Source organism: Erythrobacter sp. NFXS35, assembly GCF_040148725.1.
GTDB lineage: Bacteria > Pseudomonadota > Alphaproteobacteria > Sphingomonadales > Sphingomonadaceae > Erythrobacter.
In genome coordinates this window covers 758,058-778,332 of the sequence record NZ_JAGDEB010000002.1, presented here as the reverse complement: position 1 = coordinate 778,332, position 20,275 = coordinate 758,058, and the positions used below count along the sequence as shown (strand labels likewise).

26 protein-coding genes and 1 pseudogene are annotated in these 20,275 nt (G+C 63.3%); 12 read left to right on the top strand and 15 right to left on the bottom strand.

The window, feature by feature from the left end; genetic code table 11:
- Positions 1-12 precede the first annotated feature (12 nt).
- The 5 genes from J3454_RS11365 to J3454_RS11345 all read left to right on the top strand — a co-directional run bounded on the left by J3454_RS11365 (position 13) and on the right by J3454_RS11345 (position 4,117).
- Entirely contained in the window at positions 13-471 is a 459-nt protein-coding gene (locus J3454_RS11365) for a glucuronosyltransferase (RefSeq protein WP_349513859.1), read from the top strand.
- Positions 468-950, top strand: a complete 483-nt coding sequence (locus J3454_RS11360; protein WP_349513858.1) for a glycosyltransferase — start codon at positions 468-470, stop codon at positions 948-950. The genes J3454_RS11365 and J3454_RS11360 overlap by 4 nt, the downstream gene beginning before the upstream one ends.
- Before the next feature lie 113 nt (positions 951-1,063).
- Positions 1,064-2,368 (top strand): UDP-N-acetyl-D-mannosamine dehydrogenase, encoded by a 1,305-nt coding sequence (wecC, locus tag J3454_RS11355; protein ID WP_349513857.1) that lies wholly within the window; start codon positions 1,064-1,066, stop codon positions 2,366-2,368.
- Complete coding sequence (gene wecB / locus J3454_RS11350; RefSeq protein WP_349513856.1) at positions 2,365-3,549, top strand: non-hydrolyzing UDP-N-acetylglucosamine 2-epimerase; 1,185 nt, start codon at positions 2,365-2,367, stop codon at positions 3,547-3,549. Before wecC ends, wecB begins: the two co-directional genes overlap by 4 nt.
- A complete protein-coding gene (locus J3454_RS11345) occupies positions 3,491-4,117 on the top strand; it encodes a hypothetical protein (RefSeq protein WP_349513855.1) in 627 nt (208 codons plus the stop codon). Before wecB ends, J3454_RS11345 begins: the two co-directional genes overlap by 59 nt.
- Positions 4,118-4,127: 10 nt before the next feature.
- On the opposite strand, the pseudogene mmsB reads toward J3454_RS11345, so the two are convergent.
- The 5 genes and pseudogenes from mmsB to J3454_RS11320 all read right to left on the bottom strand — a co-directional run.
- A pseudogene (gene mmsB, locus J3454_RS11340) lies at positions 4,128-5,006 on the bottom strand (3-hydroxyisobutyrate dehydrogenase); the annotation flags it as partial.
- A 108-nt stretch (positions 5,007-5,114) separates the two neighbouring features.
- Positions 5,115-5,909 carry an enoyl-CoA hydratase-related protein gene (locus J3454_RS11335; RefSeq protein ID WP_349513853.1) on the bottom strand — a complete coding sequence of 265 codons (795 nt, stop codon included), beginning with the start codon at positions 5,907-5,909 and terminating at the stop codon, positions 5,115-5,117.
- The gene (locus tag J3454_RS11330; protein WP_349513852.1) at positions 5,906-6,961 is read right to left on the bottom strand and encodes an enoyl-CoA hydratase/isomerase family protein; all 1,056 of its coding nucleotides are present in this window, start codon (positions 6,959-6,961) and stop codon (positions 5,906-5,908) included. Before J3454_RS11330 ends, J3454_RS11335 begins: the two co-directional genes overlap by 4 nt.
- The gene (locus tag J3454_RS11325; RefSeq protein ID WP_349513851.1) at positions 6,958-7,353 is read right to left on the bottom strand and encodes a VOC family protein; all 396 of its coding nucleotides are present in this window, start codon (positions 7,351-7,353) and stop codon (positions 6,958-6,960) included. The genes J3454_RS11330 and J3454_RS11325 overlap by 4 nt, the downstream gene beginning before the upstream one ends.
- Complete coding sequence (locus J3454_RS11320; RefSeq protein ID WP_349513850.1) at positions 7,353-8,498, bottom strand: acyl-CoA dehydrogenase family protein; 1,146 nt, start codon at positions 8,496-8,498, stop codon at positions 7,353-7,355. Before J3454_RS11320 ends, J3454_RS11325 begins: the two co-directional genes overlap by 1 nt.
- Before the next feature lie 125 nt (positions 8,499-8,623).
- Between J3454_RS11320 and J3454_RS11315 the strand changes: the two genes are divergently transcribed.
- On the top strand, positions 8,624-8,992 hold the full coding sequence (locus J3454_RS11315) for a hypothetical protein (RefSeq protein ID WP_349513849.1): 369 nt from the start codon (positions 8,624-8,626) through the stop codon (positions 8,990-8,992).
- Positions 8,993-9,011: 19 nt separating this feature from the next.
- Here the strand turns inward: J3454_RS11315 and J3454_RS11310 are convergent, their stop codons facing one another.
- The 6 genes from J3454_RS11310 to pyk all read right to left on the bottom strand — a co-directional run bounded on the left by J3454_RS11310 (position 9,012) and on the right by pyk (position 12,476).
- Positions 9,012-9,326, bottom strand: coding sequence for a hypothetical protein (locus J3454_RS11310; RefSeq protein WP_349513949.1), 315 nt, complete (start codon positions 9,324-9,326; stop codon positions 9,012-9,014).
- Positions 9,327-9,386: 60 nt separating this feature from the next.
- Complete coding sequence (locus tag J3454_RS11305; RefSeq protein ID WP_349513848.1) at positions 9,387-9,602, bottom strand: hypothetical protein; 216 nt, start codon at positions 9,600-9,602, stop codon at positions 9,387-9,389.
- Entirely contained in the window at positions 9,599-10,225 is a 627-nt protein-coding gene (locus J3454_RS11300; protein ID WP_349513847.1) for a DUF1214 domain-containing protein, read from the bottom strand. The genes J3454_RS11305 and J3454_RS11300 overlap by 4 nt, the downstream gene beginning before the upstream one ends.
- Positions 10,225-10,626, bottom strand: coding sequence for a RidA family protein (locus J3454_RS11295; protein ID WP_349513846.1), 402 nt, complete (start codon positions 10,624-10,626; stop codon positions 10,225-10,227). Before J3454_RS11295 ends, J3454_RS11300 begins: the two co-directional genes overlap by 1 nt.
- Positions 10,623-10,934, bottom strand: a complete 312-nt coding sequence (locus tag J3454_RS11290) for an I78 family peptidase inhibitor (RefSeq protein ID WP_349513845.1) — start codon at positions 10,932-10,934, stop codon at positions 10,623-10,625. Before J3454_RS11290 ends, J3454_RS11295 begins: the two co-directional genes overlap by 4 nt.
- Positions 10,935-11,003: 69 nt before the next feature.
- Positions 11,004-12,476, bottom strand: a complete 1,473-nt coding sequence (gene pyk, locus J3454_RS11285) for a pyruvate kinase (protein WP_349513844.1) — start codon at positions 12,474-12,476, stop codon at positions 11,004-11,006.
- Between the two features lie 65 nt (positions 12,477-12,541).
- On the opposite strand from pyk, the gene J3454_RS11280 reads away from it, so the two are divergent.
- From J3454_RS11280 to J3454_RS11270, 3 genes are all read left to right on the top strand, one after another.
- Positions 12,542-12,853, top strand: a complete 312-nt coding sequence (locus J3454_RS11280; protein ID WP_349513843.1) for a DUF1244 domain-containing protein — start codon at positions 12,542-12,544, stop codon at positions 12,851-12,853.
- 79 nt (positions 12,854-12,932) lie between these two features.
- The gene (locus tag J3454_RS11275; protein WP_296722632.1) at positions 12,933-13,178 is read left to right on the top strand and encodes a DUF2312 domain-containing protein; all 246 of its coding nucleotides are present in this window, start codon (positions 12,933-12,935) and stop codon (positions 13,176-13,178) included.
- Positions 13,179-13,298: 120 nt separating this feature from the next.
- A complete protein-coding gene (locus J3454_RS11270) occupies positions 13,299-13,616 on the top strand; it encodes a heavy metal-binding domain-containing protein (protein ID WP_349513948.1) in 318 nt (105 codons plus the stop codon).
- A 4-nt stretch (positions 13,617-13,620) separates the two neighbouring features.
- Here the strand turns inward: J3454_RS11270 and J3454_RS11265 are convergent, their stop codons facing one another.
- Entirely contained in the window at positions 13,621-14,373 is a 753-nt protein-coding gene (locus J3454_RS11265) for a CPBP family glutamic-type intramembrane protease (protein WP_349513842.1), read from the bottom strand.
- Between the two features lie 50 nt (positions 14,374-14,423).
- Between J3454_RS11265 and J3454_RS11260 the strand changes: the two genes are divergently transcribed.
- From J3454_RS11260 to J3454_RS11250, 3 genes are all read left to right on the top strand, one after another.
- Positions 14,424-15,167, top strand: coding sequence for a YebC/PmpR family DNA-binding transcriptional regulator (locus tag J3454_RS11260; RefSeq protein ID WP_349513841.1), 744 nt, complete (start codon positions 14,424-14,426; stop codon positions 15,165-15,167).
- A gap of 93 nt (positions 15,168-15,260) precedes the next feature.
- Complete coding sequence (gene ruvC, locus J3454_RS11255) at positions 15,261-15,734, top strand: crossover junction endodeoxyribonuclease RuvC (protein WP_349513840.1); 474 nt, start codon at positions 15,261-15,263, stop codon at positions 15,732-15,734.
- Positions 15,735-15,954: 220 nt separating this feature from the next.
- A complete protein-coding gene (locus tag J3454_RS11250; protein WP_349513839.1) occupies positions 15,955-16,665 on the top strand; it encodes a hypothetical protein in 711 nt (236 codons plus the stop codon).
- A 196-nt stretch (positions 16,666-16,861) separates the two neighbouring features.
- On the opposite strand, the gene J3454_RS11245 is transcribed toward J3454_RS11250, so the two are convergent.
- From J3454_RS11245 to J3454_RS11235, 3 genes are read right to left on the bottom strand one after another with little or no spacing between them, the layout of a single operon-like run.
- Positions 16,862-18,055 carry a TolB-like translocation protein gene (locus J3454_RS11245; protein WP_349513838.1) on the bottom strand — a complete coding sequence of 398 codons (1,194 nt, stop codon included), beginning with the start codon at positions 18,053-18,055 and terminating at the stop codon, positions 16,862-16,864.
- Complete coding sequence (locus J3454_RS11240; RefSeq protein WP_349513837.1) at positions 18,052-19,020, bottom strand: hypothetical protein; 969 nt, start codon at positions 19,018-19,020, stop codon at positions 18,052-18,054. The genes J3454_RS11245 and J3454_RS11240 overlap by 4 nt, the downstream gene beginning before the upstream one ends.
- On the bottom strand, positions 19,005-19,985 hold the full coding sequence (locus J3454_RS11235; RefSeq protein WP_349513836.1) for a hypothetical protein: 981 nt from the start codon (positions 19,983-19,985) through the stop codon (positions 19,005-19,007). The genes J3454_RS11240 and J3454_RS11235 overlap by 16 nt, the downstream gene beginning before the upstream one ends.
- Positions 19,986-20,275: the final 290 nt, after the last annotated feature.

Below are 20,275 nucleotides of genomic sequence, written 5' to 3'. Positions count from 1 at the left end.
GGAATGTCGTTCATGGGTAAAGACACGACCAGAGTTCTCGCGGTCGCCTCTGGCGGCGGGCATTGGGAACAGCTGATGCTGCTGCGATCCACGTTGGCACGTTACGACATCCGCTTCGCCACCACCGAACCGGCTATGGCCCTGCAGCATGGCATCACGGAACCCGAAAGCCTGCCTGATTGCAACCAGAATATGCCCTTGCGATCCGCCCTGTGCGCGCTGGTGGCCTTGCGGATCGTGCTCAAGCACCGGCCTCAAGTGATTCTCTCGACCGGCGCGGCCCCCGGCTTCTTCTGCATTCTCGCCGGTCGCCTGATCGGCGCGCGCACGCTGTGGATCGACAGCGTCGCAAATGGCGAGGAGCTGTCGCTGTGCGGCAAGCTCGCCAAGCGTTTCGCGCACGAATGCTGGACCCAGTGGGAGCATCTCGCGCAGGGGCCAAGCCCGCGCTATTTTGGAGCGGTACTGTGATCATCGTTACGGTCGGGATGCAACTCGGGTTCGATCGCCTTATCGAAGCTATGGATGCAATCGCGCCCGAAATCGGAATACCAGTAATCGCGCAGACCGGCATGGGCGCATACCGGCCTCGCAACATGGAAGCGCGCACCAGGATCGCACCCGCCGAGTTCGAGGCACTGGTGGGCGAAGCGCGCCTGATCGTTTCACACGCCGGGATCGGAACCGTGCTGACCACCGCACGTTGCGGCAAGCCGATCGTGCTCATGCCGCGCCGCGCCGATTTGGGCGAGCATCGCAATGATCACCAGATGGCGACTGTCGGCAAACTGGCCGGACGTCCGGGGATTCTGGTCGCCGACGACGAACGTGACCTAGCGCCCCGCATTGCCGATGGGCTGGCGCTGACCGAATGGTCGGCCGCGCAATCGGCTACTGCCCGCCAACTGCACGAAGCGCTCGCCGCGTTCATCGAGAACCGCCCACTCTGAACACCGCGCACCTGTGGCCGGCACCGACACATGGTAAAACTCTCGGCAAGCCTAACGCGATTTTAAGGGCTTTGCGGCCAACGTCCTGCTCGCAAAAGCGGGACCGTTAACTCATGAATGCACCCTTCAATGCCGTCGCCGCGCTCGGCAAGGATGCTCGGCAGCATCCCGCGCCCGACCATCAGGTCGCGGTAATCGGGCTCGGCTATATCGGACTGCCGACTGCCGCGCTGCTCGCCAGCTATGGCTGGAGCGTGTGCGGAGTCGATGTCTCGCAAAAGGTGGTCGATACCGTCAATGCAGGCGGCGTGCATATCGAGGAGCGCGATCTCGACAAGCTTGTGCATGATGCAATCACTGCGCAAACACTGGTCGCTTCAACCGAAGTTCCTTCGGCCAGCTTCTACATGATCGCGGTGCCGACCCCGCTGGGCGCGGATAATGCGCCCGACATCTCCTATGTCGAAGCCGCGGCGCGCGCGATCGCGCCGCGAATCCTGCCCGGTGCCTGCGTTATCATCGAAAGCACTTCGCCCGTCGGCACTACCGAGCGGGTGGCGACGATCATCGCCGAAGCCCGGCCAGATCTGGTGGTGCCGCGCGACGGATCGAACGACGCAGCCGACATCGCGTTGGCCTATTGCCCCGAGCGCGTATTGCCAGGACGGATCGTCAATGAACTGGTGCACAACGACCGCGTAATCGGCGGTGTCACCGCGGCCTGCGCCGAGCGTGCGGCAGTGCTCTATACCAGCTTCGTGAAGGGCGATTGCCTCTACACCACCGCTCGCGTGGCCGAGGCAGTCAAGTTGGTCGAAAACAGCTTCCGCGACGTCAACATCGCGTTCGCCAACGAACTCTCGATGATCGCAGACGTGATCGGCGTGGACGTGTGGGACGTGATTCGGCTTGCCAACCGTCACCCTCGGGTCAACATCCTGCAACCCGGCCCCGGCGTGGGCGGGCACTGCATCGCAGTCGATCCGTGGTTTCTTGTGGCGGGCGCGCCGCAGGCTGCGCGGCTGGTGAAGATGGCGCGCGAGGTCAATGATCACAAGGCAGTGCATACCGAGAACCGCATCCGTACCCTTCTGGATGCAGCACCGCAGGGCAGGGTCGCACTGCTGGGACTCGCCTTCAAACCCGATATCGACGATTTCCGCGAGAGCCCTGCCCTTGAAATCGCGGAAGCGCTCGCGCACACCTACGGCAACCGCATTCTGGTGGTTGAACCCTTCACCGAAGAACTGCCGCCGTGCCTTGCCGGCTCCGGCGCGACGCTGGTCACGCTTGACGCGGCACTGAAGGCAGCGGAGGTTGTTGTCGTGCTGGTCGATCATACCGCCTTCAAACACCTTTCCCCCGATGATCTCACGGGCAAGCTCGTGTTCGACACGCGGGGAATGCTGCGACGATGATCGATACGTGCGCAAAGCCGCGCATCCTCATCACCTTCGGGACCCGGCCGGAAGCGATCAAGATGTTTCCGGTGGTCTTCGCGTTGCGCGATACCGGGCGGTTCGATGTGCGCGTGGCGGTCACCGCCCAGCATCGCGAGATGCTCGATGCAGTTCTGGCGATGGCGGGGATTGAGCCTGATATTGACCTTGACCTGATGCAGCCGGGACAGAGCCTTGATGCCCTGTCGGCCCGAATCATCACGCGCTTCGGCGAGGCGCTGGACACGCTGAAGCCAGATCGTGTGCTGGTTCATGGCGATACGCTGACGACGATGATGGCGACATTGGCGTGCTATTTCAGGCGCATTCCCGTCGGTCATGTCGAAGCGGGTCTGAGGAGCGGCAATATATACTCGCCGTGGCCCGAGGAAGTGAACCGAAAGGTCACCGGCGCGATTGCCGACCTGCACTTTGCGCCGACAGAAACGGCCGCAGCCGCGCTGCGCGCGGAAAACGTTGCCCCCGGGGCCATTCACGTGACCGGCAATACCGTCATCGACGCCATGAGGTTCGCCCGCGCCAAAGTCGCTTCCGATCCGACGCTGGCCCCGGTGGTGGCGCCCCTGCAGGCACGTTTCGCGGGCAGGCGGATCATCGCCGTTACTGCCCACCGGCGCGAAAACTTCGGCGCCGGAATGCAGGAAATCGCCGCCGCGCTGCAGACACTCGCGAAGCGCGATGATGTCGCCATCATCTATCCGGTGCACCCCAATCCCAATGTAGCCGACGTAATGCGTCCTGCGCTGTCGGGCCACGACAACATCGCCTTGCTCAATCCGCTCGACTATCTCGACTTCGTGGCGATGATGGCGGCTTGCGATATCGTGCTCACCGATTCCGGAGGCATTCAGGAGGAAGCGCCGAGCCATCTATTACAGATTATCCGCTCCGGAGCCAGACGATCCTCGCATTTGCAGGTTTCGCGCTGCTGTTGCTGGCTCGGATCGCGGCCGATCAGCGAAAGGTGCGCCAATGATCGGCAGAATTGCATGGCTCGGCAGCTTGCTGGTGCTGGCGGTAATGACTGCCGCTCTCCAGCTGGATCGGCAGGCAGATGCGGACCCGGCGCTGGCTCCGCTGGTGCCCCAGCCCGTGCGCAGCTACGCCCAGACGCAAATAGCCGCGCTTGCAGCCGGTAGCGATAGCGGCGCGCTGGCGGTCGAGGAGGCCCGCCGACTGGTTCGGAGACGTCCCGTCCCGGCGGAGCATCTGACCTTGCTCGCCATCGCCCAGATCAAGGCCGGACAAGCCGAGCAGGCCGGTACGACCATCCAGATTGCCGGACAGCGCGGCTGGCGCGATCCGGTGGCACAGGAAGCGGTTCTGCGCCTCGCGCTCGCAGCCGGCGACAAGCCCGAGGCCGCGCGCCGCTATGCCGCCCTATTCCTGCGTGCCGCAACGCCCAACGAACTGCTGCAGGAAGTCGGACCCGCAGTGCTCGCAGAAACAGGCGGAGCGGGACAGCGCACGCTGGTCGACATCATCAGCGGCACCGATCGCTGGAACGAGGCCTTCCTGCACCGCGGTGCTCAGGTCATGACGCCAGCGACTTTCACGGACATCGCCGCGGCGACCATCGCGCGCGGCACGCGCTTCGATTGCGCTGTGATGGCTCAGACAATCAAGGTTTTGGGACAACGCGATGCGGCATCTGCCGAGCGGCTCAGAGCAGCTGCCGGTGGCCAGTGCGAGAACGTTGCCGGTTGACCGCAGCGGCTTACAGCGTGCGGATGATACCGGAGAAATCCTGTCCCGCATGGTCCTCGGCGAAGGCTTCGTAGATCGCCCGCGCGTGTTCGCCGAGTTCGACCTTGGCCCCCGCTTTCGACGCTGCCTCCATCGCCAGCCGCAAGTCTTTCAGCATCAGTCCGGCAGCGAATCCGCCCTGATAGTCGTTGTCCGCCGGGGTCATCGGACCGACGCCGGGGACGGGGCAATAGGACGTCATCGACCAGCTCTGGCCGGAGGAAACGCTGGAAATGTCGTAGAACGTCTGCGCGTCCAGCCCCAGTTTCTCGGCCATGGCGAAGGCTTCGCAGGTGCCGATCATCTGGATTGCCAGCAGCATATTGTTGCAGATCTTGGCGGCCTGCCCGTTGCCCGCGTCACCAGCGCGGATCACCGCCTTACCCATCGCGGCGAGGATCGGCTTGGCGCGGTCGAACGCCTGCTGGCTCCCGCCGACCATGAAGGTCAGCGTGCCGCCTTTGGCCGCGGCGATCCCGCCGGACACGGGCGCATCGACCATCTGATAACCGTGCTGCTCCGTCACCGAAATCACTTCGCGCGCGGTGGCGACGTCGATGGTGGAGCAATCGAGCAGGATCGCGCCTTCGGGCGCATGGCCGATTACATCGTCCCAATAGACCTGTTTGACGATTGCGCCGTTGGGTAGCATCGAGACGACTGCTTCGGCGCCTGCGCAGGCTTCCTTGGCAGTCGCGAAGGTGCTGCAACCCGCGTCACGCGCGGCGGCGAGCGCCGCTTCGGAAAGGTCGAAGGCGCGGACTTCGTGGCCCGCCTTGACAAGATTGGCAGCCATTCCGCCGCCCATGTTGCCGAGGCCGATAAAGGCGATCTTCATTCTGGCTCCCCTCCTGCTTGCGGAAGGGGCCGAGGGTGGGCCCGCCTCCCAATTATTGTTATGAAGGAGCGGGTTACAGTCCCACCCCTAACCCCTCCCGCAAGCGGGAGGGGGACTGGACTACCGCCCCTTCCACTGCCCTTCACGCTTTTCGATGAACGCCGCCATGCCTTCGGCCTTGTCCTCGCTCGCAGTGAGGATCTGAAAGATTCGGCGCTCAATAATCAGCCCTTGGTCGAGCGTCATTTCAAACGCCGAGTTCACCATTTCCTTGTTCGCTATTGCTGCCATCGGCGGCATTCCAGCGATGGTTGCGGCAGTTTTCAGCGTCTCGGCGATCAGCTCCTCATGCGGCACCACGCGGGCCACAAGATTGCTGCGCTCGGCCTCTTCCGCCCCCATCATCCGGCCGGTGAGGCACATTTCCATCGACTTCGACTTGCCGATCGCCCGCGTCAGCCGCTGGCTGCCACCCATACCGGGGGCAACGCCCAGCTTGATTTCGGGCTGGCCAAACTTCGCCTTGTCGGACGCGATGATGAAATCCGCCATCATCGCCAATTCGCACCCACCGCCCAGCGCGAAGCCGTTCACCGCCGCGATCCACGGCTTGCGGGTCTTCTTGACGATCTCGCTGGTCCAGGGGCTGAAGAAATCGTCGAGGAAGAAATCGGCCGCCGCCTTGTCGCTCATCTCCTTGATGTCGGCGCCCGCAGCAAATGCCTTGTCGCCGCTGCCGGTCAGCACCGCGCACAACTGCGAGCCATCCGCTTGATAGGCGGCGAAGGCGTCGATCAGTTCTTCCAGCACCTTGGAGTTAAGCGCGTTCAAGGCCTGCGGGCGGTTGAGCGTGATGAGCGTGACGGCCTTGTGCCCCTGCGCGTCGGTCTCGGCGGTGATGGTTTCATAAGTCATAGGGGTTTCCATTCCTCATCGGCGGGCAGCGGGGCGAAGATCGCGTCGAGCAATTCCTCGCTCACATCCTCGGGCGTGGCCGGGTCCCACTTGGGATCATTGGTCTTGTCGGTGATCACCGCGCGCACGCCCTCGGCAAAGTCGGGGCGGGTCAGCACGCGGCTGGCGATCCGGTATTCCATGCGCATGTTGTCGGCGAAGTCGGTGAGTTCGGCGCTGGTCGCCAATTGCCGCAGCGCGACCTTGCAGGTCTGCGGGCTCTTGGTGCCGAGCGTGTCGCGCTCCTTCGCCGCCCAATCGTCGCCGCCCTCTGCGGCAGCTTCAAGGCTGGCGAGGATGTCCTCATAGGCGTCGGAGGCGAAATGCTTGGCGATCTTGTCGGCATTCGCTTCGATCCGCGCCTTCGGCGGCGAGCCGACGGGTTCAGACAGGATGCCAGCGATCCGCTCAGGATGATCGTGGATGCGCGCCTTGATATCTTCGAGCATGGCGTGCGGCACGTAATGGGTGGCAAGGCCCGTCCAAAGGCACTCCGCACCATCGAGCCGCGCGCCGGTGAGCGCGAAAAACTGCCCGAGCCTGCGCCCCAGCCGCGAAAGATACCAGCCGCCGCCGACATCCGGGAACAGGCCGATCCCCGTTTCGGGCATGGCGAAGCGGGTGTTCTCGGTTGCGACCCGATACTTGGCGGGTTGCGAAATGCCTACGCCGCCGCCCATGGTGATGCCGTCCATGAAGGCGACGATCGGCTTGGGGTAGGTGAACATCTGGTGGTTCAATTGGTATTCGTCGTGGAAGAACCTGCGCCCCGACACGCCGCCATCGTTCAGCGCCGAATCGCGCAGGAAGGCGATGTCGCCACCCGCGCAGAAGCCACGTCCTTCGTTGTGGTCGAGGATAACGGCCTTGATGCTGTCGTCATTGGCCCATTCGGTTAGCGCTGCGCTCATGGCATGACACATCTCCAGAGTCAGCGCGTGGAGTGCCTTCGGACGGTTCAGCGAGATATGGCCAATCGGGCCATTGGTCGTAATCAGGACGTCATCGGTCATTGGGCCGTGTCTTTCGGTTCGATCAGGTCCCAACGATTGCCAAATGGATCGCTGAAGACCGCAACTGTGCCATAGGGCTCTTGGCGCGGTTGCTCCTCAAACTGCACCCCCGCATCGACAAGACGTGCTTGCGTGGCTGCAAAATCATTAGTGTGGGCAAAGAACCCGACGCGCCCGCCGGTCTGGTTGCCGATGGCGGCAGTCTGCGCGCCATTGGCGGCGCGGGCCAGCAGCAAACGCCCCCCGTCCCCGCCGCCGACCACGACCCAGCGCTTGCCCCCGCCCATGTCGCTATCCTCGATCAGGTCGAAACCCAGTGCGCCGACGCAGAATGCGATGCCGACATCATAATCGGGCACCACCAGCGTTGTCAGGGCAAGCGAAACGCCCATCACTGCCGCAGCAAGTCTCGGCCCACAACCATGCGCATGATCTGGTTGGTGCCTTCGAGGATCGAGTGCACACGCAGGTCGCGCCAGAAGCGTTCGATCGGGTAGTCTTGCAAATAGCCATAGCCGCCGAACAATTGCAGCGCGCGGTCGACGACGGCGCTGCCATTATCGGTCGCGAGCCGCTTCGCCATCGCGGAAAAGCGAGTTTTGTCGGGCGCATTGTCGGTCACCTTGGCCGCGGCGAGATAGAGCAGCGCACGCGCCGCCTCCAGATCGGTCGCCATGTCGGCGAGCGTGAACTGGGTGTTCTGGAACTCGGCAATGGCTTGCCCGAACTGCTTGCGGTCCTTGGTGTAGTTGATCGCTTCGTCGAGGCACCTTTGCGCACCCCCCAGCGAACACGCACCGATGTTCAGCCGCCCGCCGTCCAGCCCCATCATCGCGATGCGGAAGCCTTCGCCCTCGCCGCCGACGAGGTTCTCCACCGGCACGCGCACATCCTCGAGGATCAGCTGAGCAGTCGGCTGCGAATGCCAGCCCAGCTTCTTCTCGGGTCCGCCGAAGCTGACGCCGGGCATGCCCTTTTCGATCACAACGCAGGAAATGCCCTTCGGCCCGTCCTCGCCGGTGCGGACCATTACGACATAGATCTCGTTCGCGCCCGCGCCGGAAATGAACTGCTTGGTGCCGTTAAGCACATAGAAGTCCCCGTCACGGCGCGCGGTGGTGCGCAGCGCGCTGGCGTCCGACCCGCTGGAGGGTTCGGTCAGGCAGTAGCTTGCGATGTGCTCCATCGTGATGAGTTGGGGCAGATATTTCGCCTTCACCGCCTCCCCGCCGAAGCGATCAATGATCCAGGCGGCCATGTTGTGGATCGAGATGAAAGCGCTGGTCGAAGGACAGCCATAAGCCATCGCCTCCATGATCAGCGCCGCCTCCAGCCGCCCCAGCCCGATACCGCCCGATTCTTCGGAAACGTAGATCGCGCCGAAGCCGAGTTCGGCGCTGCGCTGGATCGTGTCGCGCGGGAAGATGTGTTTCTCGTCCCATTCCGCCGCGTGCGGCGTAATGTTGTCGGCGGTGAAGCGCTGGGCCACCTCGCGGATTGCGAGCTGATCTTCGGTGAGCTGAAATTGTCCGTTCATGGCTGGTCCTCTAACGGGGTTGTCGGGCTTAGAAAAGACCGGTGCGCACGGGGGGCTTGCGGATTTTTTATGAGGCGCCGCGCAAATGCTGCAACCTTTTGAGGGCGCGGGACGCATAAGACAGCATGGACCCCAGCCCGCCGCGCCTGATTCTCGTCTACAATGCCGACAGCGGCCTCATCAGCGCCATGAAAGACGCCGTGTGGAAGGTGGTGAGGCCAGCGACCTATCCCTGCTCACTATGCGCGCTGACCTATGGCTGGGTGTCAATGCACGGACGCTGGCGGCGATTTCTCACCAGCTTGCCGACGAACACGATATTTCACCACCGCGATGATTTCGTGCAAGCTTTTCCCGGCATCGACATAGCCTTCCCTGCGATTCTGCTGGCCGAAGGCGATGCAGCCCCGCAAATCCTGGTGAGCGCGGCAGAACTGGATGCCCTGCCGGATCTCGCCGCGTTGATTGTGCTGGTGGAGGCGCGGCTGGCTTGAGGCGGCCTGAGAGCCGGCGTCAGAAGACAACCGCGGGCTCCTGCCAATAGGAGCACGCATCGCCTTCACCAACCTTGAACGCTTTGGCGAAAGCTTGCGCGCTGGGTGCCAGCCTGCGGATCAGGATCACGCCGGTTTCGGTAGGACTGTAGACGGTCAGATCGGGAGCGTCAGGCCCGGTAGCGTAGCCTTGATAGGGCATGATCTTCGCCTCCCGGTCGGCGGTTGCCTCAAGTGCTACCTTCACTGCTTTGCCCGTCCCCCTGATCGTCGCGAAGTTGTTGGTGCGCGCATCGAAGAACGACAGCGACTGGTACGCATCCCACTGCGCCATCGTCACGGTAAGGCGGGGTAGCCCCGGCTCGTCCTCGGGCTGGCTGAGATCATAGCGGCACTAGGCATAGTAGAGATCAGGAGAGGATCGCACCACCGCCTGCGTCTGCGGGGTGATACGCCGGGGCGTGGTGAAATCGTGGAGCGCCACGCCGCGCTGCGCCAGCACGTCCAACGCGCGCGCCATGATAACGCCCGGCGCGAGGTACAGCGTCATTGCATGGACAAGCGCCGCGCTCAACGCCAGCACCGCGACCGGGCCAAGCCAGCGCCTCACGCCGCAACCTCGCACGCCAGCGGCTCGATCCGGGGCGGTCGAAGCACGTCGGCGGGATCGGTCAGCAAGGCATCGTTGGGCATATAAAGCCGCAAGGTAAGATCGAAGCGTCCGGCATTGCGGCTGGAAATCCATAGCCCGCGGCCTTCGGGGCGGCGCGGCGCGACCGTGGCGCCGACCCCTTGGCCGACGATCTCGTCGCCGATGCGCGCGGCCATGTCCTGCCCGGCGTTGATCGACAGTGCCGCGTCGTCATTATCGGGCAGCATGCTGTCGGCGTTGTAGAGCGTGATCGACCACCAGCCCGCAGGCATCGCCCCTGTCGTCAGGCGATAGGTGCAGGCCTCGCGCAGCGGCTGGCCTGCATCATCGGTGGTGCGGGTGAAATAGACGGCCTCGCTCTTGGCCAGCGCCAGCAGACCGTGCCGGGCGACGCGCGCGCGGGTGTAGGCATCCGCCGCTTCGGAACCGATCGCGAAATCGCTGCGCCAGCCGTCCACATCGACATTGCCGAAGGCCAGCGGGTTTGCCCCCGGCAACAGTCCGGCCATCGCCAGCGCCGAGCCGATACCGATACCGCAGCCCGCCGCCACTGCGAACAGATAAACGAAGGCACGCCGCATCAGCCGCTCACCCCTGCTCCGATCACCGCCTCGGCTTCGATCTCCACGCGCCATTCCGGGCGGCAGAGCCACGCCACGCCTGCCATGATCGCCGCTGGCCGCGCAGCGCCGAAAAAGCGCGCATGCACCGCGCCCACCGCCTCCTGATCGGCCGGGTCGGTCAACAGCATTCGGGTGCGCACCACATCGCCCGCACTGCCGCCCAGTTCCTCGATCGCGGCAACGATGATCGCGCAGCAGCGCGTCGCCTGTTGGGCGGCACCGCCGGGCGTTGTGGATCCGTCCGGCTCCACCGGCCCGGTTCCCGCCACGATGATGCGATTGCCGACGCGCACCGCGCGGGCGAAGCCGAACGCCGCTTCGTAAGGCGAACCCGAGGTCGCCCTCTCCCGGATGCTCATCCGCAGGTGATTTCGACGATCTTCATCTGGCCATCGTAACGCACGTTCACACGGTCCTGCCGGTAATCCATCGTCCATGCCGAGTTGGGAGGCCCCCAGCGCAGCGTGCGCGCACCGCTGTCCTTGAGGATCGCCGCACCCATCGCCTGGGTCGCATCATGCCCGATGTGATATTGCGCCGGAGCGGCATTGCAGCTCATCGGCGCCATGCCTGTTTCCGGAGATTCGCCTCCGCTGCCGGTCGCGCAGCCTGCAAGGCCGATGCCGGCCAGCCCGATGCCAGCCAGCCCGATGATTGCAAGTTTCATTGCATCCTCCCTGATACACGCGGCCCATTCCCGCGCCGGAACAGAAGGTATCAGGCGCGCAGCCCTCGTCTAGCCCTTGTGCTTGTCGAGCTCGTCGCCGGCCACCGTCACCACGTGGAGCAGGTTGGTCGCCCCCGGCGTGCCGAACGGAACTCCGGCCAGCACGATTAGCTTGCTGCCCGCCTCGCTGAAGCCGTGCCGCAGCGCCATGCGCTTGCCCTTTGCGATCATCTCTTCGAAGCTGCCGATATCCTTGGTGACAACCGCATGCGCGCCCCACAACAGCGCCACACGGCGGGCAGTGCGGGTGGAGGGAGTGAGCACCAGCATCGGCGTGCCGGGCCGCTCGCGCGCCACCCGCCGTGCGGTCGATCCGCTGGCGGTGAACACCGTGATCGCACTGATCGGCACGGTATCGGCGATGGTCATGCAGGCATGGGCCAGCGCATCCGACGTGGTCGCATCGGGCGGCGTGTCGAGGAACCGCACGCGCTCCTTATAGCCCTCGTCGCGTTCGACCTGCACCGCGATCCGGTGCATCATCGCTACTGATTCCTCGGGCCACTGCCCGGCCGCGCTTTCGGCCGAGAGCATCACCGCATCCGCGCCGTCATAGACCGCATTGGCGACGTCGGAGACTTCGGCGCGGGTCGGAGTGGGCGCTTCGATCATCGATTCGAGCATCTGCGTCGCCACGATCACCGGCTTGCCCGCCCGGCGTGCGGTGTTGACGATCTTCTTCTGCAGCGGCGGGACTTCGTAAGGTTCCAGCTCCACACCCAGATCGCCGCGGGCGACCATAATGCCATCGGCCAGTTCGATGATTTCATCGAGCCGGTGGAGCGCCTGCGGTTTTTCGATCTTGGCGCACAGCGCGACATTGCGGGTGCCGATCAGCTTGCGCGCCTCGGCGATGTCCTCGGGGCGCTGGACGAACGACAGCGCGATCCAGTCCGCCCCGTGTTCGGTGGCAAAGGCAAGATCGCGGCGGTCCTTCGCGGTCAGCGCCGGGATCGGCACCTCGGCATCGGGCACGTTCACGCCCTTTCGGTCGGAAATGACCCCGCCGACCTCGGCGCTGCACAGGATCCGGTCCTCGTCGGCTTCCAGCACCTTCAGCCGGATCTTGCCGTCATTGATCAGCAGGCGTTGCCCGCGCTGCATGATGCCGAACAGTTCGGGATGCGGCAGGCATACGCGGTTTTCGTCGCCCGGGGCATCGTCGCGGTCGAGCGTGAAATGCCCCGAATGGCGGATCACCGCCTGCCCATTCTTGAAGCTGCCGACGCGCAGCTTCGGCCCCTGCAAATCGGCAAGGATCGCGATCGGTCGGGCAAACTGCTTTTCCAGCACGCGGATGGCGTGAATCGCCGCTTCGTGATCGGCGTGCTCGCCGTGGCTCATGTTGAGCCGGAACGCGTCTGCCCCGGCACGCACCAATCGCGCCAGCATATCGGGCGAGCGGCTGGCCGGGCCGATGGTGGCGAGAATCTTGACCTTGCGGCCGCGCGGGTCGATCCTTGACTGGTCGCGTCGTGACATTTTTGGCTATCCCTCTTGGAGGGTGCCTATGGCACAGGCGCGTTTCAACTCAAGGAAAAGCCGCGATGAATAGCAATGCCGATCCGCTCGATAGCCTTGATGATGCGCAGGCCGCTGCAGCCTTCCGCCGGCTGGTGCGCCATCTGCGGCACCGCGACGATGCGCAGAACATTGATTTGATGGGATTGTCAGGCTTCTGCCGCAATTGTCTGGCCGACTGGATCCGCGATGCGGGCTTCCCCGGCGACAAGGAAGACGCGCGCGCGCTGATCCACGGCATGCCGAGCGCGGAGTGGAAAGCGACCCGCCAGACGCCTGCTACCGAGGCGCAACTGGCACGGATGCAAGCCAGTATCGCGAAGAACGCACAGGAATAATTGCGCCGCCGGTTCAATCGGCGCTGCAGGCTGGCTATCGGCACGGGCAACCGATTCTCTTTTCCGATGGAGTTTTCCCATGGCCGATGACGCCAACGCATCCGACGACCGCCTGCGCCTGCTGATCGAGCGCATCGAACGCCTCGAAGAAGAAAAGAAGGGCATCGCCGACGACATCCGCGATGTCTACGCCGAAGCCAAGGCGGTGGGTTACGATCCCAAGATCATGCGCCAGATCGTGCGCCTCAGGAAAATGAAGCCCGATGACCGCAGCGAGCAGGATATGCTGCTGGAAACCTACAAGAACGCGCTCGGCATGGCGTGATCGCGTATGTTTGACCTGGGGGGCGCGCGGCTGTCATTGAATTATCATTCGCCTGTGTTATCTAGATAATACAGCAATAGGAGAACACCAATGGCATCCCCTTGGAAAGACGCGCGCGGCATCACCGTGACCACCACGCCGACGATCGAAGGCCACCCGATCGAGGAATATCTGGGCATCGTCACCGGCGAAGTGATCGTCGGCGCGAACCTGTTCCGCGATATGTTCGCCAATATCCGCGATATCGTCGGCGGGCGTTCGGGCAGCTACGAACGCATCCTTTCCGACGCGCGCAAGCAGGCGATCGAGGAATTGCAGGCCGAAGCGGCCGCACTCGGCGGCAATGCAGTGGTCGGTATCGACCTCGATTACGAAGTGATCGGCAACAGCGGTTCCATGCTGATGGTCAGCGCCAGCGGCACCGCGGTCAAGATTTGACTGCTCACGCCGCGCCATAAAGCGCCGCCAGAACCACGGCATTGTAGACTGCGTGCTGCGCAATGGCCGCGCCAAGGCCCAGCCGCGTACGGGTATAGGCCAGCAGCAACCCGCCGATGATGTGCGGCAGTACCACCAATATGCCCAGCGGGTGGGTGACAGCCTCGTAATTGCCTAGATGCATCAGCCCGAACAACAGGCTGCTGCCCCACACGAACCAGTGGAAATTGCGGGTGAACCATCGCGGCACCTGCGTATCGCGGTCGCGGGTGGCGAGCCATTGCAGCAGGCCCGCCAGCACCACGCCGACCGCCACCAGACCGACGATCCGTGCTGCGCTCTGGTCCAGAAACAGCGCGGCGATGAACAGCGCTTCGGCGGCAAAGCCATAGGCCGCGAACCGCAGCGCCGCCACACGCCCGGCCAACCAGCCGCGATAGAGCAGTTCTTCCAGCAGCGGGGCCAACACAAGAAAGCTGAACAGATCCTCGGCCAATGTGGTGTCCTGTTCGCGCGGCACGGGCAGAATTCCGCCGCCTTTGCCATCGCCTTCGAGCACCGCCAGCGCCTCCCCCGCCAGCCAGCCGATCGTCAGGTCGAGCGCAAACACCAGCGCCAGCACGGCCAGGAGCGCCGTGCTCCACCCCGGCGGCCCACTGCCCGGCGTGGCACGCACCATGAAGCCAGCGAGATCGGCCAGCCTTGCACGCAGACCGATCCGCGCAGGCACGAGCGGCCTTGCGTCCGCGTCCGGCATCGGAGTAAGGCCCGCCCCTAGTTTTCCAACATTCCGGTGAAGTTCGTCCAATGGCAGGCCATTCCAAGTTCAAGAATATCATGCACCGCAAGGGTGCGCAGGACAAGAAACGCTCGGCTATGTTCTCCAAGCTGAGCCGGGAGATTACCGTGGCGGCCAAGATGGGTCTGCCCGATCCCGACATGAACCCGCGCCTGCGCCTTGCGATCAACGCGGCCAAGGCGCAGTCGATGCCCAAGGACAATATCCAGCGCGCAATCGACAAGGCGGCTCAGGCGGGCGGCGAGGATTACGCCGAGATCCGGTACGAAGGCTACGGCCCCGGCGGGGTCGCACTGATCGTCGAGGCGCTGACCGACAACCGCAACCGCACCGCTACCAACGTCCGCACCGCCTTTTCCAAGAATGGCGGCAACCTCGGCAGCGAAGGCAGCGTCAGCCACGGGTTCGAGCGGCGCGGGCTGATCGAATACCCGGCTGGCGCAGGCGACGAGGAAAAGGTGCTCGAAGCCGCAATCGAAGCGGGCGCGGATGATGTCGAATCCTCCGAAGACGGCCACACCATCTGGACTGCCGCAGACGCTCTACACGGCGTGGCGGGCGCGCTGGAGCAATCGCTGGGCGAGGCGGAAAACGTCAAACTGGCGTGGAAGCCGGTGCTCAGCGTCGACGTTGACGAGGATACCGCCGGCACGCTGATGAAGCTGATCGACACGCTCGACGATGACGACGACGTGCAGACCGTGTGGGGCAATTACGAGATCTCCGACGAGGTCATGGAGAAGCTGGGCTGAGAAAGCGCGAATGGCTGCTGGCGATCATGCTCGGGGCCGCGTTCCTGATCGCGATGCTGTGGCGGTTCGGCTTGCGGGTCGGGCTATGACCGCGTGATCATCCTCGGCCTCGATCCCTCGCTGTCCTGCACCGGCTGGGGCGTCATCCGCTGCGACGGCGCACGGATCAGCCATGTCGCCAACGGCCAGATCAAGACAGATGCCAGCGCGCCCATGGCCGCGCGGCTTGCCGCACTTCAGGCGGGGCTGGCGCAGGTCATCGCCGCACACCGCCCGGCGCGCGCCGCCGCCGAGGAAATCTTCGTCAACAAAAACCCGCAGTCGACACTGAAGCTGGCGCAGGCGCGCGGATGCGTGCTGGCGGCGTGCGGGGCGGAGGGCCTCAGCGTCAACGAACACGCCGCGCGGCTTGTCAAGAAGGCCGTGACGGGCACCGGCGGGGCGGAAAAGGCGCAGGTGGCCGCGATGGTGAAGGTGCTGCTGCCGGGCGTGGCGATTGCCGGAGCCGACGCCGCCGATGCGCTGGCAGTGGCGATTGCGGACGCGCATCTTGGGCCGCGAGATTGAACGGCTGGATCGATCATCCCACTCCGGGGAACCCCGGCCGGAAGTAATTTCGCCTGGTCTTCACTCACAGGAAGCCTGAATGACCGCTTTCGGGTAGCGCAGCCGATAGCGGGCATGACTGATGATGGGTGGTTTTTTGCCAGTCAGCGTGAGCGTTTAATCAAATATTTTTAGCAATATCTTATCAGTGCAGAACTGGGGGGCGCTCGAGTTTTACGCTATGCTGAAGTATTTTTTGACCGCTGTCGCGATATTGATCCTTGCAACCGCAACGATCTGGTTTGCGCTACCTCCGAAAGCACGGGAGAGCGAGCGACTTGAGAACCCGCCACCGAAGCCGCCAAACTGCGAAGCTATGCCGAAGGAACTGTTTTACGAAAGCGGAGATGCGTTGCCGGAGGGCATCCGAATAATTCGAGTGGGGGAAACCCGTCTGTTTGTGCCTGCCAAATGGATTGAGAATTATTTTGTTGATTCCCGAAGTGCGCGCCCAGACAGGTACACCTATGATATTCTAGAAAAATTTCGTCCTGACCTTCATGGTGATGAATGCCAGGGCGTTGAGCATACACTCGTTGCAATAGGACAAACTCCACGGTTCGGTGAAAATCGTGGAGATGTTGTCGCTTTTGTTTTGAGGGGTAATTTCGCGCCAAAACAGGTCAAAGGGTCGGATCGGACACGCGGCTTTTCGGTAAGCATCCAAGCGACGAAGAGGCCCGATGGAAGTGTCAGAACCTATCCGCGATACTCATCGACTGGGAATTATTGGGTCCATCCAAGCCCAGACTTCTTCCTAACTAAAGTCGGCCGCGAAACCGCTGCGGTTAGCAAATACGAAGAAGAGCTTCATAAACTTGGAAAATGGCTGATGACCCATCCAAGATATCGAGACAATTCGCACGAATTTTTCCCGCCATCTGAATTCTGAAAGCCCAGCCGTCCATTGATGCCCGCTTCGGGGTCGGAAGCTGAATGGCAGGAAATCGTCGCGACCGCGAAAAGTCTGCCGTTCGGGAAGCGACCCCAATGCAGCCGTTCCTCTCGCAGCAGCCTTGGGTCCCGAGCGGATGGCTGGGAGCTTCTCTTCTATCTAAAGGGGACGCGCCTTTTGGATGGGGAGGTGCTCATCCAGCACGCTCGACGAGGAAAATCTGACGTCCACCGGGTTCGAGTGATGTCACAACCACACGTCGCCCGTCAGGCGATGGACAGGGGTGGAGGTCGCAGCGATTGGGTCCGCGAGCGGGAATGTGGTTTCCGAAAGTCGCGAGGCAGCGCTCTTGCTGGTCGGCTTCGTTGAGGATGTGCAGAGACACCTCTTCCCGATATGGCGTGTCATAGACGTATTCTCCCGGTGAGCCGGGGAGCGCGCGCATGTGTACGTTTTCCTGCAAGATCCCTGGCGCGATCGGCGAGAATGTCTGTTCGTCGGTACCTGCGCGGCGCGCACGGAACACGCCGGGACGCTCGAAAGCCGACGAGGAGAAGAAAAACAGGGTGTCTTCGTCCTCCCAGATAACGTGCGAGGTCGCGCGGGCCATGACCCGGACAGCGCTGCCATCAATATTAGCCAGCAGGCTGACACCCTGGGTGTCGTTCCACCCGCCGTCGAACTGGCGCCAGCGCAGCTTCACGGTAAAGCGTGTGCCTTCCGGCGAAACCTTGGCGTGGTTGAACCAGAAATAAGGGCGCTTGAGCATCAGCTTCGCCCGTTCCTTCAACGGCAGACAGGCAAGCAAGGCATCCTTCGCGGCGCGCAAGGACAGGATCAGGCGGCTTTCGCCCGAATCCAGCGCCATGCTGTAGATGCCATCGTCGTCCGGTGCGCGCCGACCGAGCGGCTCGGTCCCACCGGCAAAGCCATATCCCCCTCGAAGGTAATTCACCCGGTCCATGTTGAGCGCAAGCGCATGGCGACCATCAGGGCAAACGGCATAGACGGCCTTGTCGATCGCCCTGACCTGACCGGTTGCAGGAGACCACGCCCTGGTCACCAGCCGCCCGTCATCACGGTCCGCCCACAGCAGTTCGTCGCTGCCGGGTCGCCACTTCGCCATCGCCCCTTGCTGAAGGCTGAAAGCGGCGCTTTGTCCGACCGGCTCGAACCCGCCATGTTCGCAATCAACCCACCCCACCGTCACGCGGTCATCGGCAGTGACGGGGCGATCGGCATAGTCGAACCGGATTGCAGCGATGCGCGAACTGTCAGCGCTGAAAACCGGGATGTCGTAATAGCAGTGCTGGTGAAACCAGCCCGCAGCGCCGGGCCGCGTCAGTTGGCGCACATGCCAGCCGGTTGCCGCCTGTTCGCTCGTCATGCGACCCGCGTCAGCTTGCGCACGCGGTTTTTGACGGCCCACCACTGTTCCCGCAATTGCTGCACACGCGCCATACGCCGCCAGATTTCGACGCTTTTCTTCCAGTCTGCGGGATCGTTCTTGTCGGGGTCGCGAATACACAGCGCATCGATATCGAATTCGGCTGCACCGTCGAAGAACTCCAGCAGGCGTTCCGCATAGGCCTTTCCTGCGGGCGAGATGCCGGGCGTCAGCAGTCGCTTGCGCATGCGATCATCGACTCCGGCGGTCCATTTGAAGTGATGCACCAGAAACGGCAGGTCGAAGCGCATCTGCGGGTCTTCGAGCCCGTGAAACCGGGACAGGTGCATTCCCAAGGCGTGTGGCCGGACCCGATACTGGGGCAGCGTGCCGTGTCCCCCGAGACCGGGTTCGACGGTTCCGCGGAACAGCATCAGTTTGACCGAGCCGCCCAGATTGATGTCGTCGGTGATTCCGGCGAGAGTGTGCCGCAGTTCTGTTTGCACCGGGTAGGTGTCGAAGATCGATTGACCAGGCGGTGGCAGTTCCTCCAGCCGACCGCTCGCGGCGATCCGATCGATGAAGGGTCCCTGAATGACTTCGTAGCCTGCATTGCTACACCAGGCACACAATTCCGCTGGAGGAACGGGGTATTCATGGAATTCGTCAACGTCCGCCGAGATGACGAAGTCATGCGGCGCCACCTTGTCCTTCTGCAAGGCCCGTCGCTGTTCCCACATGCTGCGACTGGTGTAGGGCGCAATCCAGCGCAGCGCCGGGAGGACATCGAAGGTCCGGGCGATTTCGTCCGCCGCGTCAAGCCCGGCATGATCCGGGTGTGATGCCTGCGACAGGATATGAATATTGGCGGGCGCGATCCCCATCGCGGTGTAATGCGCAAGGAAGTGCGGCAGGTAGCCGAGGTCCGCTTCCACCCCGACGCAGGTGATCAGGTGAAGCTGCACGTCAGCGCCTCCTGATCACGATAGGGTGCAAGCAATTCGCTATCGTTGATCATCATTTCAACCTGCTTGACCTGTTGCGCTTTCCATTTGACCTTATCGCGACTTCGGGAGGCGGGCTTGATCAGGCGGGCCGCGCCTTCGAGCCAGTGTTTGTATGGCGCGATACCAAGCGCTTCGGCGAGCCTCACCAACTCGTTTGTCGGATTGTCCGAAAGATTGTCGTGGTGGATGGTGACGACCGGATTGCCCGCCGCCTCTAACGCGGCGAGGGCGGTTTCCAGCCCGTGAAGCTGGGCAGCATAGGCTTGGACGATCGCTTCGCTCACCTGTTCCGGCACGTCCTCGCCTTGGCTCTTGCGAAGCTCTTGCTCGAACCGGGCGCTGTTTCCGTGCGCAACCCGGAGCCGATCGTAGGTTCGCCCGCGGCGCAGTTCCATCGTTGCGATATTGTCGAACGGGTTGCGCACCACCACGATCCACGCAAGGACCAGTCCGGTTTCGCTATGCAGTCGGTCGGCGAGATCGGGATTTTCCAGCAGCGCCGTCAGCGCCCGGTCGCCCTTCTTGTCGCCGATGACCCTCAGCGTTTCGGCATTGCCCCCGTGGCCGCCCTCCACTTCGTAGCTGTAGCCGTTCCAGAACCGACCCTGTGCCGCGAATCGGCGCGCATTGTCGTGAGCCAGCGCAAGCGCGCTGCGAACCGAAACGCCTTTTGCGACAAGACCCATCAGATCGAGTTCGTGGGCGATGATCGCTTCCGGATGCGCATCCAGCAAGGCTCCGACCACCGAATGGCCGGACCGCGGAAAACCGAGGAACTGGACCAGCATCGACGTTTCGCCGCGACGCATGCCGAGCCCCTGCAGCCGCGCCTTCAGCCCTTTGAGCTTCAGCCGCCAGATCGGGATCGCCCGATGCCGACGCGATTCCTTCCCTTCGAACCATGGCTGGTCGTGCGTTGTCATTCGCCCCAACAGGCCGTTCCTCGTCTATTCGTGTATCAGCCGCCGCGCTCATCCAGGATCGCAGGGCCCTTCGATTTCAAGGCCATGCCAGAGGCTGACTTTCGGCAAGCAAACCTGGTTTAATTTCTCTTCGAAACCCGCCGATATTGATCCGCGGGCGCACGGTTGCACCAGCATGCGCAGGGTGCGGTTTGAGGAGGGCGGCGTATGGAACGGGTGATCGTGCCGAATATCGAGAACGCTCCGGAGTCGAACGGCACAGCACGATTCAGACGGATCGTTGCGTCCTG

What these genes read in the sequence shown, in the direction of transcription:
- J3454_RS11365 (WP_349513859.1), top strand. Translation starts at nt 13, where the DNA reads ATGGGTAAAGACACGACCAGAGTTCTCGCGGTCGCCTCTGGCGGCGGG.
- wecC (WP_349513857.1), top strand. Translation starts at nt 1,064, where the DNA reads ATGAATGCACCCTTCAATGCCGTCGCCGCGCTCGGCAAGGATGCTCGG.
- wecB (WP_349513856.1), top strand. Translation starts at nt 2,365, where the DNA reads ATGATCGATACGTGCGCAAAGCCGCGCATCCTCATCACCTTCGGGACC.
- J3454_RS11335 (WP_349513853.1), bottom strand. Translation starts at nt 5,909, where the DNA reads ATGACTTATGAAACCATCACCGCCGAGACCGACGCGCAGGGGCACAAG.
- J3454_RS11330 (WP_349513852.1), bottom strand. Translation starts at nt 6,961, where the DNA reads ATGACCGATGACGTCCTGATTACGACCAATGGCCCGATTGGCCATATC.
- J3454_RS11325 (WP_349513851.1), bottom strand. Translation starts at nt 7,353, where the DNA reads ATGGGCGTTTCGCTTGCCCTGACAACGCTGGTGGTGCCCGATTATGAT.
- J3454_RS11320 (WP_349513850.1), bottom strand. Translation starts at nt 8,498, where the DNA reads ATGAACGGACAATTTCAGCTCACCGAAGATCAGCTCGCAATCCGCGAG.
- J3454_RS11315 (WP_349513849.1), top strand. Translation starts at nt 8,624, where the DNA reads ATGGACCCCAGCCCGCCGCGCCTGATTCTCGTCTACAATGCCGACAGC.
- J3454_RS11310 (WP_349513949.1), bottom strand. Translation starts at nt 9,326, where the DNA reads ATGGCGCAGTGGGATGCGTACCAGTCGCTGTCGTTCTTCGATGCGCGC.
- J3454_RS11300 (WP_349513847.1), bottom strand. Translation starts at nt 10,225, where the DNA reads ATGCGGCGTGCCTTCGTTTATCTGTTCGCAGTGGCGGCGGGCTGCGGT.
- J3454_RS11295 (WP_349513846.1), bottom strand. Translation starts at nt 10,626, where the DNA reads ATGAGCATCCGGGAGAGGGCGACCTCGGGTTCGCCTTACGAAGCGGCG.
- J3454_RS11290 (WP_349513845.1), bottom strand. Translation starts at nt 10,934, where the DNA reads ATGAAACTTGCAATCATCGGGCTGGCTGGCATCGGGCTGGCCGGCATC.
- pyk (WP_349513844.1), bottom strand. Translation starts at nt 12,476, where the DNA reads ATGTCACGACGCGACCAGTCAAGGATCGACCCGCGCGGCCGCAAGGTC.
- J3454_RS11280 (WP_349513843.1), top strand. Translation starts at nt 12,542, where the DNA reads ATGAATAGCAATGCCGATCCGCTCGATAGCCTTGATGATGCGCAGGCC.
- J3454_RS11275 (WP_296722632.1), top strand. Translation starts at nt 12,933, where the DNA reads ATGGCCGATGACGCCAACGCATCCGACGACCGCCTGCGCCTGCTGATC.
- J3454_RS11265 (WP_349513842.1), bottom strand. Translation starts at nt 14,373, where the DNA reads ATGCCGGACGCGGACGCAAGGCCGCTCGTGCCTGCGCGGATCGGTCTG.
- J3454_RS11260 (WP_349513841.1), top strand. Translation starts at nt 14,424, where the DNA reads ATGGCAGGCCATTCCAAGTTCAAGAATATCATGCACCGCAAGGGTGCG.
- J3454_RS11250 (WP_349513839.1), top strand. Translation starts at nt 15,955, where the DNA reads ATGCTGAAGTATTTTTTGACCGCTGTCGCGATATTGATCCTTGCAACC.
- J3454_RS11245 (WP_349513838.1), bottom strand. Translation starts at nt 18,055, where the DNA reads ATGACGAGCGAACAGGCGGCAACCGGCTGGCATGTGCGCCAACTGACG.
- J3454_RS11235 (WP_349513836.1), bottom strand. Translation starts at nt 19,985, where the DNA reads ATGACAACGCACGACCAGCCATGGTTCGAAGGGAAGGAATCGCGTCGG.